The sequence below is a fragment of the Cupriavidus sp. 8B genome, assembly GCF_054589115.1.
Genome location: NZ_BAAILO010000007.1, coordinates 1 through 14,083, shown reverse-complemented (window position 1 = coordinate 14,083; position 14,083 = coordinate 1). Strand labels below are relative to the sequence as shown.

Genomic DNA, 14,083 nt, shown 5'->3' with positions numbered 1-14,083 from the left:
CATGTCTAAACACCTCGAAGACCAGAACGTCGCCCGCGCCGGCAAGCTGGACAGCGCCACGCTCAGCGACGCCATGGACCGCCTAGGCATCGTCGGCCAGTGCCGCGCCATCAAGCCGCGTGATCCTGCCTTCCGCATGGCCGGTCGCGCCTTCACCATTCTCTACGGCCCTGCCGCCAGCCCGGCGGGCACCGTCGGCGATTTCATCGACGACGTGCCGCCCGGACACGTCATCGTGCTGGACAACGGCGGCCGCACCGATGCCACGGTCTGGGGCGACATCATGACCGAGATCGCCCATCGGCGCGGCATTGCCGGCACGGTAATCGACGGCATCAACCGCGACGTCCACCTGTGTCTGTCGCTCGGCTATCCCGTGTTCTCGCGCGACAACTGGATGCGTACCGGCAAGGACCGCGTGCAGGTCGAAGCGACCAACGTGCCTGTCAACATCGGCGACGTGCGCGTCGCGCCCGGCGACATCCTGCGCGGCGATGGTGACGGCCTGGTGTCAATCCCGCGCGAGCACGAAGCACGCATCCTCGCCGTGGCGGAAGAAATCGAAGCCGCCGAGAACGCGATCCGTGCGGCAGTCGCCGGCGGCATGCGCCTCGACGAAGCGCGCAAGCAGTTCCGCTACCACCAACTCCAGACGCGTATCGAAGGAGCCAAAGCATGACCTCGCCAATCGACCGCGTTGATCCGCGCGACACGACGCAACTGGAATTCGCGCGTACCGCCCCCGACATCGTCGACGCCGCGCGCACCATCCCGACGGCTACGCTGCACGAGGCGGGCGGCAAGATCGGCGTCTTTCCCTCCGCGATCAAGCCGGTCGCACCGGGCTTCCGGCTGTGCGGCCCCGCCGTCACGGTGCATGCCCCTGGCGGCGACAACCTGTGGCTGCACCGAGCCATCTATGCTGCACAACCCGGCGACGTTCTGGTGGTGTCGGTCAGCGATGCCTTTGAGCACGGCTACTGGGGCGAGGTGATGTCCACCGCCAGCCAGGTGCGCGGGCTCGGCGGTCTCGTCATCGATGGCTGCGTGCGCGATGGCGTGCTTCTCGAAGAGATCGGCTTCCCCGTGTTCGCGCGTGGCCTGTGCATTCGCGGCACCGGAAAGGACTTCGGCGCACGCGGATGGATCAACGCGCCGACCGTGTTCGGCGAAGTCGCGGTGCATGCCGGCGACCTGATCGCGGGCGATGGCGACGGCGTGGTGTGCATTCCGCGCGACCGCGCCGGGAAGGTGGTGGATGCCGGTCTGGCGCGCGAAGCCACTGAGGCCGAGCAGTGCCGGCGACTGCGGGCCGGTGAGACTACGCTCGACATCTTCGGCTGGAACTGAGCGGGAGACCACACGACATGAACGAAGACGAGTCGATCCGGACCAACTGGATCAGCATTACGGCGCCTGATGGCCGCGCTTACGAGGGCTATCTCGCCCTGCCCCCGGCGGGCACGGGCCCCGGACTGCTCCTCTTCCAGGAGATCTTCGGCGTCAATCGCCACATCCGCGCGGTGGCCGAGCAATATGCACAGCTTGGCTTTGTCGTGCTGGCGCCGGAGGTGTTCTGGCGCCAGGCGCCGCGCGAAGAGTTCGCCTACGTGGGCGACGAGGCCGCCCGGGCACGCGACATGTTAGTCCGCGCCGACATGGCCGAAATCGTCGCCGACCTGGAAGGCACCGTGCGCACCCTGCGCGCGCGGCCCGAGGTGACGGGCGGTGTCGGTGCGCTCGGTTTCTGCATCGGTGGCCGGCTGGCCTACCTGGCCGCCGCGGCTGGGCTGGTGGACGCCGCCGCCTGCTATTACGGCGGCGGCATCCAGGACCAATTGCAGAAGGCGGCAAGCGTGCGTTGCCCAATGCTGTTCCACTATGGCGCAACGGATCCCATGATCCCGCTCGCGGCAGTCGAGCGCGTCAGGGCTGCGTTTGCCGATCGAGACTCGGCGAAGTTCTTCGTCTATCCGGGCGCCAGCCATGGCTTCAATTGCTGGGAGCGCGCCAGCTACCAACCGCTTGCCGCCATGCAGGCGCACGGCCGCACCGTGCTGCACTTCGCCCGGCATCTCACCACGGCCGCATAGCCCTGCCCCACCCGCACGCCGGAGGAATCGTCATGAGCATCGACGCATTGCAGTTCAAGGCGGCCATGCGCCGCCTCGCGGGACATGTCTGCCTGATCACCACGCTTTCACCGGACGGTTCGCGGGCGGGGCTTACGGCCACGGCCGTCTGCTCAGTATCGGCCGATCCGCCCACGCTGCTCGCCTGCGTCAACCGCAACAGCGCGTCGTTCCGGGCCATCCAGGCGTCGGGCATTTTCGCCGTGAACGTGCTGGCGCTGGAGAGCCGGCACCTGGCGGACCGCTTCGCGAGCCCGATCCCGGCGGAGCAGAAGTTCGCGGACGGTGTGTGGGGGCAGGCGATGACCGGCGCGCCGGTGCTGCGGGACGCACTGGTCAGCTTCGATTGCCGCGTGGCCAGCGCCGTGGACGTCGGCACCCACGGCATCCTGTTCGGCGCCATCGAAGCCGCAAGGCCGCGCGCCGACCGCAGCCGGCCGCTGCTGTATGCGCATGGCAGCTACGGCGAATTCTCGTCGACCGAAGCTGCCGCGGTCCAGGAACTGCTGTGGATTCCGTCATGGGATCCCGAGCCGGCCGGCAGCCCCTGTCCGCCCATATCCTCCGCGGGCCTCCCTGCCGCGCGGAAGCAACAACAATAAATCCAACAGCGACGACGACATATGGTCTATCAAAGGGCTACGGGGACACCGGCACTTCGCCGCTTGTCATTCGGCATCGCATTGATTGCCGCCACCACGCAAATGCACGCGCAGGGCCATCACCATCGGCGGCCTGCTCGATGAGGGAGCGCGCTTTATCGGGACAACGGCGGAGATTCCCAGGTCCGCGTGCAGGATTTCGCCATTTATCCATCGAAGTTCTACTTCCGCGGCACGGAAGACCTTGGCGGCGGCCTGCAGGCATCGTTCAGCCTGGATTCGATGATCTCGCTCAGTATGGGAGCGCTCGATCCCCAGTCACGCGGGGCTTTGTTCGAGAACTCGGCATGGGTCGGCCTGCACAAGGTCGGGCTCGGCGGCATGCAATTGGGGCAGCAGAACGACTTCGCGTTCGACTATTTCCTGATCGGCGCCATCGATCCCGCGACCGGCATCGCTGGTGGCATGTTGAGCTTCCGCACCGGCAGCTTCGGCGCGGACCTGCTCGGACTGAAGGGGCCGGCACAGATCGCCAGGGCGATTTCCAGTTCGCCTTACGCACGGATCGTCACCAATGGCGTGCCTATGATGCATCGCTTCTGACGTCGAAAGCGAGGCGCTCTGGCGCCCTGCCTCACACGCCACGCGCCGCCAGGATCTGCATGAGACCTTCTGCCACCATCTGCCGGCCCTCCTCAAAGGCTTCCAGCAGCATTTCCCGGTTTTTTGTACTCAGTGCTTTCACGAGCTTCTGCTCCACGTTCGCCTTCAGATGGTGCTCGCGCAGCGTGATGTCGGCAGCCAGCGCGCGGTAGCGGTCGGTCAATCGCATTAGGCGCAGCGCCTCGCGCTTGAGAACCTTGTTCGGCGACAACTCGAACACGGCGTCATGGAACGCACGATGGTGCTCGATCCACTCGGCTCGCTTGCCGGCCGCGAGCAGGTCGTCCAGTTCGACCAGCGCCCCCTTGAGCTGCTTGAGTTGGGCTGGCGTCGGCCACTCGACGGTAGACAGCAACTCCGCTTCCAGCAGGTGCCGCATCCGATAAAGCTGGCGGGCCTCGTCGGTCGACAGCGGCGCGACGAAAAAACCGCGGTTGGGATCGTGCTCGATGATGCTCTCGGCCGCCAGAAGCTTCAGCGCTTCACGCACGGGCACGCGGCTGATGCCGAAGCGGTCGGCGAGATCCGATTGCCGCAACTGCAGGCCTGGCGGCAACTGTCCGCGATTGATCAACTTGCGAATTTCCTGCGCGATCTGGGCGGGAATGTCGATGCCTTGTAGTTCTGCGGTTGCCACGGTTTTTGCTTTGGTGTTGAAGGTAATATGCAATATTGCATGCAATAATACCCCCAATCGACCTCGGCGAGAAGTAATGCAGGCTGCCCGTGGCGCCCGCACAGCATCGAGCGGAATAATACATGCCCGGATTGCGGCCGTACTCCCGCACGATGAAGGCGCTACCGCGACGCTGCCAGCCGGCGTGAAGGAGAGTGCAAAAGTTGGGGAGGCCCCCAAGGGAGGACCGCTCGAGCATCTGGGCGCCGCGCCGGCTCCGTGTGGACTACGCTGATCGGTATCGCAACGGTGGGAGCAAACCATGCGGTTGATCATCGAAGCCAGGTTGGCCGACGAGGGCAGCGACACTGGCCATGACATTGACGGAATTCTGGCCGTGATTGAGCGCCGAGACTGTAGTCTTGCGGACCTGGGCCTGCCCCTCGCGGAGGGGCGGTCGCTGTTGACCAAGGTTCAGGCCGAGCTGGTTTCGAAGCAAGTGGAGGGGTGGCTCCCGGGCCAGACCCATTGTCGGTGCTGCGGCGCGAGTGGAAACAATATTGTCACTTCGCCGCCCGGGCCTCCTTATCCAGTGTGGATTCTGGCGGGATTCCGGATTGACAAAATTACTTCGCTCTACGCATGCCGGGCACGATCGAAAGTGCGACCGAGCGCGAGCGGCTGCACGCGGCGCGCTGCCGCTGACTGCTGACCGTGCTGTACCTGGGGGGCTTGCGGGTGGCGGAGGTGGCCAGCCGTAGACGAGAGCGTGCAAAAGTTCGGGAGGCCGATTTCGTCAGGCGCCCTGGCTTGCGGCGAGGATGTCAGGGTTAGTTCTGTTCGTTGGCCGGTGCCGGCTTGGCGATGCGGGCCTAATGCATTTGCTGTGACGCGAGGCGGCGATCTCGAGCGCCGAGATGCGGTTGAGTGAGAATTCCCTGTTCAAAACCGCGACCCTGGTCTGCACCATGCAGTGCGCCCCTTCGTCCGTCCAGCGCATCTGTCGCTTCTTGGCCAAGCGATGGCTGACGACCTGGTTCACCGCGGACTCCGCGACGCTACTGCTGATCGGCAGGCCCTTTCGATGTCGAGCGCCGTAGTTAACGTATGCGCGTTGTTCCTCAGGTACCAGGAGACTTTATCCAGGTTCCACCACAGCGTGCTGAATTCATACCCTGTCCTCATCAGCAGTCTAGCGTCCAACGCCTTGATGCGCTCCAACGCTTTGCGGCCCTTGTCATGCCAGACCAGCCACTTGGCGTGAGTGATTTCGGTCTCTATCGACTCTCGTTCCAGTGAGCCGATCATCTTGTTGCCAAACACGGAACGCTGCGCCGCGTTGAACTTCATGGCGACGTGGAACCAATCGAGAATCCTGCCGCGAGCCAGCAGACTGCCCTGGACGGTCTTCTCAAATTCACCGGCGTCATCGCTGATCACGGTCATGCGTTCATCGGTTGCCACACCGTTTCGACTGAGGAACTGATCGAGTCGCGCTGCAGCCGAGGTGACGGAGGTCTGGCCGTGATTGAGCGCCGTGACTGTAGTCTTGCGCTACTGGGCCCGACCCTCGCGGAGGGGCGGTCGCTGCTGGCTAAGGTGCAGGAGACTGGGGCAGCTTCGCGACGTCACGCTCGATGTCAGCGTCGGGTTGTTTTCCAAGAGTGCGAATCCGACCCCGGGTGCCGCTGAACGAAATGACCTTGTCTAGCGCCCAACTTTTGCACGCTCTCCTCTACGATTCACCACGCCTCAGAGTATCCGCTGAGGTTCCGGCAAGCCGGCCAGATCTACATTGCGCATGCTTACTTCGCTGGGGCTGAAGCTATCTATGGCTGGGCGTCCGACAATGGTGCCGGACGCCTGCGAATCCATTCGGCGAAGGCTTCGTCCTCGATGCGGTATTCGCCAACGGCCAGGCGCGTCACGATATTGTCGGCCTGCAGGCGCCGCAGGGCATGGCCTGCCGTGTTTCGGGTAGCGGGCTTGCCGAGCATCACACTGAGTTTCTCCAGACCGGCGCTGGAGTGCAAGTCCGACTCGCCGCGAGCCAGAAGGTACAGCACCGCCTGGTCAGCCGGCTTGCGCTGGCTCCACTGTGTGAGGGAATGTTCGTCGGAAAATACCGATGCTTTTGTGTAGGCGAGCGCTGCGACATCGCCTTGCGGTTGATAGATCATGTACCGCTCGATGAACCGCTTGAAGAACTCGGGGGTTCGATGTAGCTGATCGAACGCGCGCTTGCCCTGCTCCAGGGTCAGTTTCTGGCGGGCCATGCTGTTCAGCAGCTTGACCGTGAAGGCGACAAATTCGTCGCCAAGCAAGGGGAACGGCTCGAGGGGTGCCCAATTGAAGAATGGCTCCGATGCCCGGGCAAACATTCCGCGCAAGGTCGTTTCCGAACTGCCAGCGAAGATGACCTTGATGCGGTCCTTGCGAATATCGAGTGCCGCGCGGAGTGCATGGGCAAAATCACTGTGGCCCGCGCCCGCCAGGACCTGCGCTTCGTCGATGATCAGCAGCAGCGGCTTCTTTTTGCGGTCGAGTTGCTTGAGTACCTCGTGCAGGGCCGCGGTCCGATCCATTCCCGCCTTACCCAGCTCAGCCTCCAATGATCCCTCTACGCCCCCTGGAATCTTTGCAGTGGCTTTTACCTTCTTGACTGGTGCACGAAGCTTCGACAGTAGCACTGCGGCCCCTTTGGGCTCAAGGGCTTCGGTGAGCGCTGCGACGAGCGCGGTCTCCGGCGAATTCCGGTTGTCCCAGAGGTTCGTGTACGCCGTCAGATAGCCGCGCTCCACGGCCGCCGGCATGAGGTCTCGACGGAGGAACTCAGTCTTGCCCATCCGCCGGCGCGCGAACAGGCCACGGGCTGCGGAGAGCTTCAAATCGAACGCATGTAGATACGCGTTGGCCAGCTCTGGGCGCGCAAAGTGCCAAGGGTCCGCCACTGTTGTATCGTCTTTTCTCATGGATTATGAGAGTTCTCAAAAATCGTGAGAAACCATGATACAAGGCGCCCTCCCTCCCGTAAAGGGAGCGATCAGGTACAAAGATAACCCTCCAGCAGCTGGAGGGGGAGGCTCAGGTAATCTTGAGGTAGCCATTGATTTCCACAGCGCCGGCATAGACGCTTTTCACGTTAGAGTGACCGGTCAAAAGTACTGCGCTTTGTCCTCCTCCGTGGGGTGCCCCGCCGTAGCCGTGACATGCGACCGACCACTGAATTGGTCGACACATCTCCTGCGCGGACGTTCGGTACAGCAATTCTGGCAGCAGTACGACGGTCCGCTTGCGGGCCCTCATTGCTGCGACGAAATCGGCGGCTTTGCTGTTCGACCCGCGCCACGCCTCTCTGCCACCTTCGTCAAGATGTCGCGCGGATGGTCGCTTTGCTCTGCAACGTCAATGCCGCTCAGCCTGCGTACGACCCCTGTCGGTGGATGCAACGGCTTACGCCACGGAGCGTACGCGTGCCGGCAGTCGCCCCAATGCATCGCCGCGAGTAGCCAGGAAACAACGTCGGCCTGCACCGGCGCCACCTTGGTGATAGCACCCCGGTAGCGCATCGGATCCGCTACCGTTGACGGTGCGGCAGGCTCGCCCACAATCGGCGCAGCGGTAGCCAAGTCGGCCGCTCGAAATTGCGACGCAGCTCATGCGATTCGGCTCCTGCCATCGGGCCAAACGTCGTACCGGGCAGGTCACCGCCCTACCGTGGCTAGCTGCTGACGGGTTGCACCAACAGCCGTGGCGAGCCACTATCGGGGCCCGCTGCGCGGAAATCCCTCTCGGCTTCCTCCTCGGTGGCCCCGCTCAGCACTATGGGCGGCCGCCCCAAATCCGTTCACCTAAACCCCTCTGTGCGCGTGGGTGTCCTCACGGGTGCGCAATCGGACTGCAGATCGAGCAGTCGGTGGTGGCGCTATTGACCGGGTTCATGAATGCGCACGCGAGAACCAGGCCGCGGCGTTGGCCTGCACCGGCGCCCCTTGATGATTGGCTTGTCCGGATATAGGACCCGGGTAGCGCATCGGATCCCCTACCGTTGACGCTGCGGCAGGCTCACCCACAACCGGCGCAGCGGTAGCCAAGTCCGCCGCGCGCAATTGCGAAGCAGTTCATGCGATCCGGCTCCTGCCATCACGCCGATCGTCGTACCGCGCAGGGTCACCGCCCTACCGTGGCTAGCTGCTGACGGTTTGCACCGGCAGCTGTGGCGAGCCATTATCGGGGCGTGGAAGTCCCTCTGGGCTTCTTCCTCGGTGGCCCCGCTCAGCACTCTGGGTTGCCGCCCCAAATCCGTTCACCTACACCCATTTGTACGCTTGGGTGATCTCACGGGCGCGCAATCGGACTGCAGATCGAGCAGTTGGTAGTGGCGCTATGGACCGGGTTCATGAACGCGCAGGCGGCCGCGCAAGTGGTGTGGACGGTGGAGATCGGCATGCCAGTGCTACTGCGGACCGGCTGACGGGAGCCCCGGCATCTCACCGGGAAACAGCCGCGCCCTGGGGTGAGCCTCGTACCAGTACAGTCGCAGGATATCGAGCAGCCGACGGCGACAGCATCACGTAGCGGTCCTTCCCGTTCTTGCCCCGGTGGCCCTAGGTGGGAGAATGCGTCGGCTACAAGCTGTTCAAGCCACAAATCCCTCTTCGCCTATCAGGCATATCACTCCGACCGTGATCACCTTGGAGGGCCGCGTTCACTGCCCTCTATGCATGCCTGGGTCGAGATGCGCATGGGGGTTTTTCGCTGGTGTCAGTACCTAATGCGCTCACTTCTTGGCCAGATTTCCCCCCTGCTTTTGGCCGCTCCCCGCGTAGATCGTCGTGCAACGGCGTGCCGTCTTGGCAGACCTGGGTCGCCCCGAATGAATCGCCTCGCGAGCTTACCGTGACGCGGTCGTTGACGTGGCCCCGGCACTATTGACTGAGCCCTGAATCGTGGGCTAAAGGGAGAGGTCCTTCCCCAAATCGGTTCACCTAAACCATCTGTGCCGGGCCTGATCAACTTGGAGGGCCGCGTTCACTGCCCTCTGTGCATGGCTGGGTCGAGATGCACATGGAGGTTTTCGCTGGTGTCAGTACCTAATGCTCTCACTTCTTGGCCAGATTTCACCGCCTGCTTTTGGCCACTCCCCGCGTAGATCGTCGTGCAACGGAGTGCCGTCTTGGCAGACCTGGGTCGCCCCGAATGAATCGCCTCGCGAGCTTACCGTGACGCAGTCTTTGACGTGGTCCCGGCACTATTGACTGAGCCCTGAATCGTGGGCTAATGGGAGAGGTCCTTCCCCAAATCGGTTCACCTAAACCATCTGTGCCGGGTGGTAAGGCGAAACGAGTCCGAATCATCTTGGAAATTCGAGGCTGCTGTGCGGGCTGTCGGCGGCAAGAAGGGCTATCGCATGCGCTAACGTATGGCACGACACCTTGAGCAGTGAGCCCAGCATCGGCATTGGAAGCCCAACGGCCGAGTTACTCACTGGTCGCACAATCGACGTTGACGCGAGGCAACGATCAGCCTGCGCGGCGCAACCTTTCGCGCAGGCGCTCCAGAGCGCTCTGCGCTGCGTTACCGTCAGACCGGGAGCCGGGAGCCATCGCGAAATAGACAAGGGACTTCGGCATTGTGTGCAATTATCGGCATTTGATTTAGGTACACAACTTCGCATGGCTCGGATTTATAAATGACGATTCATGTTGAAAATCAATCACTTGGCGCCGTTTCGTGCCGATGGCATTGCATGGAGTTGAGAGCGACCTGCCCGTCCGCTCGAAGGAGATTTGGTGATAGCAGACGAGATCTGAGCCTGGAGGCTAGCTAGGCTCGCCTCCGACCAGTGCCCTGGATTGACCAGTTGCCAAAGTACGCCTCGTAGGCGCGCCAAGTTGGCCAACGCCGGCGGCGGCTCCGGACTGTCCGGCATGGCAATCAGTGCGAAGATCGGGCGCGACCACGCTCGCGACGGTTGTCAATTGTGCTGCAAGGCATTCCTGGATGCGTGGATCGACTCGCATGGCGTATTCACTGTGACCTTGATACGAGGGGGCTGCGTGAACACTCGTGCAATCCGGCGACCGGGGAATGCTTACCCCGACTAGATATCCCGTACCCCGCCACCGGCCGAGGTAACGCAAAGCAACTCGCTGGAGAGTCCGCCGAATGTTGCATCAGCTCATTTGGAGCATGGGAAATTCGCTTGCGTCGGACCGTCGGCTCCGGGGCAAAACGCCTCGCATTGTTTGTACCGACTCACCCCTCCCAGCCAATAAAAGATACCAATAAAGCACTTTCATGCATGAAAGTACGAAGATGGCCAATGACAGATACGTTTCAGCCATCTTCGCGCCCGCATCTTTGCAGCGGTGGGCCGGGTTGAAACTCACTTGGGGTGCCGGGCTGGTGCGAATCGCTCCTTCAATTCGTCGACAAGTGCACGCCGTTGAGCCGGATCGAGCAGCGTGATTTCGAATGACACTTTCCCGGAATCCCAATCTTTCAACACCCCAAGCGGCTTGCCGTCGGAATCGATGAGACGATGCTGGCGGGACGTCTCCTTCTGCTTACGGGCTGGCTTGGACTCATAACGTGCGCGGGCCTCTTCTACGTCCCGGCAAAAGGCCTGTTCGTCAGCAATTCTAGTCGCCATTGCACCGGTTACGGTGCTGCCCGCGACCTTCTCCAGAAGAGTGAGTTGATACAGCGTGGAAAGGGCAAACGCCTCCGGCTTCTCCCGCACTATCTCGAGCACAGGCTCCGAGAGTTTCATGATGGCCAGGGTCTTATTGATATTCGGCAGTGACATCCCCGTTACCTCAGCAATCGCCGACTCGTTTGGGTAGACGCCTTGGTCAATCAACGATCTCCAAGCCAATGCATTATCCAGGGGAGATTGGGCCTCCCGCTCTGCATTCTCCTTGTAAGAGAGTTGATAGAGTTGCTGATCACTCAAGTTAGGGTGTACCAGCAAGCGCATACTCTGAATGCCAGCAACCTTAAGCGCCTTGAAACGATAGTGCCCACCGGCGAGGACGCGGCGGCCGTCCCGAATCGTTGCAATCCCTGGGACCAGCTGACCGTCGGCCCGAATGCTCTCAGCCAACTCGTGGACCCGTTCAGGGCGATAGAGTCTACGGGCATTGAACGGGTTGTCATCAATCAGACCAAGGTCCGCTTCTTCATAGTACGGACCACCCCGCTCTTCCACCGCTCTGGTCACAGTTGCGACTGTTTTCGCTGCGACTTCCCCGGCCCCATCATGCTTAAAGTTTGGCGTCAATACCTCGGCCGAATTGGGGGGGATGACAACGGCCATCTCAGGTTGCTTTTCAGCAAATCCGTTCGGTTGGCGTTCAACAAGAGCCTGGGCACGCGCGAAACGGTCTGGCGGCGGCGCCGCTGCGACAGCCTTGTTAGCCTGTTCACGCATCATTTCGAGCTTGCTCTTCCCCATTATGCGACCTCCCGTTGCTTGTTCATGCTTCCCTTGCCTTTGACTGGCTTGCGCGTCGACTCAATACCCAATTTGCCCAACACAACCTTCGCTAGTTCCTCAACTTCTTTGGCTGCAGCGGAAGATCCAGACAGTCCATGCACTGACAGACCAAACATCTGCGATTCTCCATAGGCATTTCTCTGCTGGAGTCCGGTGTCGAGTAGGGGAATGCCTTGATCCTCCTGCAAGATTTCAGTGCAAGCCTTGAAGACATTCCCACGCCTGGCCATTGACGGCACGCAGAAGGTTTGCAGATCCGGATTTTCTTCGAGGGCACGCCTAGCTAGTTCCTTGGCTTCTCGGCTCGCCCATACGTTGTCCATAAGTGGAATCACTGGAATCAACGCGAGATCGGAGATGTTCAGCGCAGCCCACGGGATCGAGGATTCGATGGCTGGAGGGCAGTCGATCAGGATGATTTCGTGATTCTCCGCGTGCTTCGCAATCTCGCCGATCAGCTTTTCGCGCAGTGGTGCAAGGCTAATGACCGTCGCTGGAAACGGCTTATCCTGAGATGCCTGCCCCGCCCAAATCGTACTGGTTCCTTGCTTGTCCATGTCGACCAGCATCGTCCGGTGCCCGCGCAGAGCGAAACTCGCGGCAAGCTGCATCGACACCATAGTCTTGCCGCAGCCCCCCTTCTGGTTGAAAACGGTCACGATCTTTGCCGGCATACACTCCCCCAAGAAATCCAACTTAAATAAAAAATATCAGGCACGTAGAACTTTAACTTGCCTCGAACCGTGATAGGCATTTTCACGCATAAAAGCCAGAAATTTATGAAGGATGCGTTGCCTGCCGACAACAGGAAGATGGTTGCGTATGGTTCCCCTTAGCGCCCGGCCGCCGAACCTTCCTCGCGCTTTCATAAATGAAAGCGCGAGGAAGTTCAGGCGTCATCTTTCAAGCATGAAAGTGCGGAGCCTGAGGACCAGCACAAGGAAGGCTTGTGACGCAATTTCGTACTCCCGCCGCACAGCGCTGACGACCGGCTTTCATACATGAAAGCTCCCACTTTGCCTGCGCAAAGGAGGCCGTCCCCTCTCATTCCTGCCCGGGTCGTCGGTTTCGTCGCCTATCACGCAATCCGATTTAACCGCTGATGCATTGCATGTCAGAAAGGACGGTAAGCGATTCGTGCAACCTCAGGTACGCAACCCCCGAACCACCCCCCAGCCCCCTTGGCAAGACGCCTCAACTTTCATGTGTGAAAGTGAACAAGAAAGGCCAGTCTCCGCATCCAAAAGCGCGCTTTCACGCTCGAAAGTCGGATTCGAAACACCACTGAGAGAAGCTTTGGTTCTGCAGCTTTAGTGATTACTAACTTGAGGCTCGGCCAGTTTCAGGCATGAAAATTGTCAGACGCGTCTGCAACAGAGTAAAGATGTGGGCTCTGATTGGTTTATGCAAATAAATAACAAATTTGTGCAGGACCGGGGGTGTGGCTTTCAAACATGAAAGCCTTCGACGACGCGTGCCTAAGAGTTTTTGATCTGAAACGGTTCAGAGCTCGCGACCAATCATCGATCGACTTTCATGCTTGAAAATGTGTTGCTGCGGGTTCTGACGATCCATGAACTGATTTGCTGACGGGGTAAAAGTAGACAACAACGCCTGCACGTGGGATCAACGAAGCCGCCGTCACAGCAAGACTTTCATGCGTGAAAGTACGTCCGCACAACAACAGATATGTCTACCGAGGCTCTAGTCTCTCGAATTCAAGAATATTTGGAATACGCATGGGAGGTAGTGAGTGCCACGGTAAGGTGCTTGTCTTCTACTACGCGTGAAAGATGTTGCCAACTTTATATATTTTATATACATTTAAAATACGTCTACTCGGAACAATATGGACGCACTTTCACGCGTGAAAGCGTTGTGCTCCGGTACTGCTGCGTGAGTAGTACAAACTGCCGACGGGTTGAAATCTAATATTGAACTCTAGCGTTTGGTCATATTCCGATCGGCGTAAGCATTGGACTTCAAGTAAACGACCGGCAGGCGAGCCAAACGCAGACTCGGCTGTGGCGCGTCAAGGCCAAGGGTGCGCCGCCAAAGGCCAAAGGCGAAATAGGACGGCTCAGGCCCGTGGCTCAAGAACCAGGTCCGCACTCCTGGGGCAGAGCGTTCACGTTCGCACATTCAGGGTACTGCGATGGAACAAGCTTCCCCTCAGGGTACCTCCGTATCACACTTCGAACGAGCGTAATCAATGTGGCCGCACCAACCCGAGCAATTGGGCCTCGCAAGGTGTGTTTGTCTGCCAATGCTGCGACTTGCCGCGCCAACGCGGACCACAATTCGAGCCAGGTGACTCGCGACCGGGGGTGGACTGCTCCTGTCGGGAGAACTCTCGACCAAGGGCAGGAAGAAGAAAGAGGAGAGCCGCTTTCGCTCTGCCTCGTCGGAGGTCCGCTTCGCGATGGCTTGTCGCACCTTCGCGCATGCGGCCGCCTTGTACGTCAGGATGTCATTGACGGCATCCTTCGTGGTCTCGGCTCGGATCGTGCCGTCCACCGCGAGCGACGCATACCAGCCGCCAGCAGTCACTTCCTTGCGGATGTCGGCC

At 60.8% G+C, this 14,083-nt stretch carries 11 protein-coding genes and 1 pseudogene; 5 read left to right on the top strand and 7 right to left on the bottom strand.

Annotation, left to right across the window (positions count from 1 at the left end):
* Position 1: 1 nt before the first annotated feature.
* The 5 genes from ACYP5B_RS00660 (at position 2) to ACYP5B_RS00640 (ending at position 3,337) form a co-directional block, all read left to right on the top strand.
* On the top strand, positions 2–679 hold the full coding sequence (locus ACYP5B_RS00660) for an RraA family protein (RefSeq protein WP_459568164.1): 678 nt from the start codon (positions 2–4) through the stop codon (positions 677–679).
* Positions 676–1,350 (top strand): 4-carboxy-4-hydroxy-2-oxoadipate aldolase/oxaloacetate decarboxylase, encoded by a 675-nt coding sequence (locus ACYP5B_RS00655; RefSeq protein WP_459568163.1) that lies wholly within the window; start codon positions 676–678, stop codon positions 1,348–1,350. The genes ACYP5B_RS00660 and ACYP5B_RS00655 overlap by 4 nt, the downstream gene beginning before the upstream one ends.
* Before the next feature lie 17 nt (positions 1,351–1,367).
* The gene (locus ACYP5B_RS00650; protein ID WP_459568162.1) at positions 1,368–2,093 is read left to right on the top strand and encodes a dienelactone hydrolase family protein; all 726 of its coding nucleotides are present in this window, start codon (positions 1,368–1,370) and stop codon (positions 2,091–2,093) included.
* Between the two features lie 32 nt (positions 2,094–2,125).
* Positions 2,126–2,734 (top strand): flavin reductase family protein, encoded by a 609-nt coding sequence (locus ACYP5B_RS00645; RefSeq protein WP_459568161.1) that lies wholly within the window; start codon positions 2,126–2,128, stop codon positions 2,732–2,734.
* Between the two features lie 189 nt (positions 2,735–2,923).
* The gene (locus ACYP5B_RS00640; RefSeq protein WP_459568160.1) at positions 2,924–3,337 is read left to right on the top strand and encodes a porin; all 414 of its coding nucleotides are present in this window, start codon (positions 2,924–2,926) and stop codon (positions 3,335–3,337) included.
* A gap of 31 nt (positions 3,338–3,368) precedes the next feature.
* Here the strand turns inward: ACYP5B_RS00640 and ACYP5B_RS00635 are convergent, their stop codons facing one another.
* The 7 genes and pseudogenes from ACYP5B_RS00635 to ACYP5B_RS00605 form a co-directional block, all read right to left on the bottom strand.
* The gene (locus ACYP5B_RS00635; protein WP_459568208.1) at positions 3,369–4,034 is read right to left on the bottom strand and encodes a GntR family transcriptional regulator; all 666 of its coding nucleotides are present in this window, start codon (positions 4,032–4,034) and stop codon (positions 3,369–3,371) included.
* A 775-nt stretch (positions 4,035–4,809) separates the two neighbouring features.
* Positions 4,810–5,055 carry a hypothetical protein gene (locus tag ACYP5B_RS00630; RefSeq protein WP_459568159.1) on the bottom strand — a complete coding sequence of 82 codons (246 nt, stop codon included), beginning with the start codon at positions 5,053–5,055 and terminating at the stop codon, positions 4,810–4,812.
* Positions 5,052–5,477, bottom strand: coding sequence for a hypothetical protein (locus ACYP5B_RS00625; protein ID WP_459568158.1), 426 nt, complete (start codon positions 5,475–5,477; stop codon positions 5,052–5,054). Before ACYP5B_RS00625 ends, ACYP5B_RS00630 begins: the two co-directional genes overlap by 4 nt.
* Positions 5,478–5,842: 365 nt before the next feature.
* Positions 5,843–6,985 (bottom strand): ATP-binding protein, encoded by a 1,143-nt coding sequence (locus tag ACYP5B_RS00620; RefSeq protein WP_459568157.1) that lies wholly within the window; start codon positions 6,983–6,985, stop codon positions 5,843–5,845.
* A gap of 3,416 nt (positions 6,986–10,401) precedes the next feature.
* Positions 10,402–11,472 (bottom strand): ParB/RepB/Spo0J family partition protein, encoded by a 1,071-nt coding sequence (locus tag ACYP5B_RS00615; protein WP_459568156.1) that lies wholly within the window; start codon positions 11,470–11,472, stop codon positions 10,402–10,404.
* Positions 11,472–12,188, bottom strand: coding sequence for an AAA family ATPase (locus tag ACYP5B_RS00610; RefSeq protein ID WP_459568155.1), 717 nt, complete (start codon positions 12,186–12,188; stop codon positions 11,472–11,474). The genes ACYP5B_RS00615 and ACYP5B_RS00610 overlap by 1 nt, the downstream gene beginning before the upstream one ends.
* A gap of 1,498 nt (positions 12,189–13,686) precedes the next feature.
* A pseudogene (locus tag ACYP5B_RS00605) lies at positions 13,687–14,083 on the bottom strand (hypothetical protein); the annotation flags it as partial.

Bases quoted from the DNA above. Each gene is read 5' to 3' on its own strand.
- ACYP5B_RS00650 (WP_459568162.1), top strand. From the start codon at position 1,368: ATGAACGAAGACGAGTCGATCCGGACCAACTGGATCAGCATTACGGCG.
- ACYP5B_RS00610 (WP_459568155.1), bottom strand. From the start codon at position 12,188: ATGCCGGCAAAGATCGTGACCGTTTTCAACCAGAAGGGGGGCTGCGGC.
- ACYP5B_RS00615 (WP_459568156.1), bottom strand. From the start codon at position 11,472: ATGGGGAAGAGCAAGCTCGAAATGATGCGTGAACAGGCTAACAAGGCT.
- ACYP5B_RS00655 (WP_459568163.1), top strand. From the start codon at position 676: ATGACCTCGCCAATCGACCGCGTTGATCCGCGCGACACGACGCAACTG.
- ACYP5B_RS00645 (WP_459568161.1), top strand. From the start codon at position 2,126: ATGAGCATCGACGCATTGCAGTTCAAGGCGGCCATGCGCCGCCTCGCG.
- ACYP5B_RS00620 (WP_459568157.1), bottom strand. From the start codon at position 6,985: ATGAGAAAAGACGATACAACAGTGGCGGACCCTTGGCACTTTGCGCGC.
- ACYP5B_RS00660 (WP_459568164.1), top strand. From the start codon at position 2: ATGTCTAAACACCTCGAAGACCAGAACGTCGCCCGCGCCGGCAAGCTG.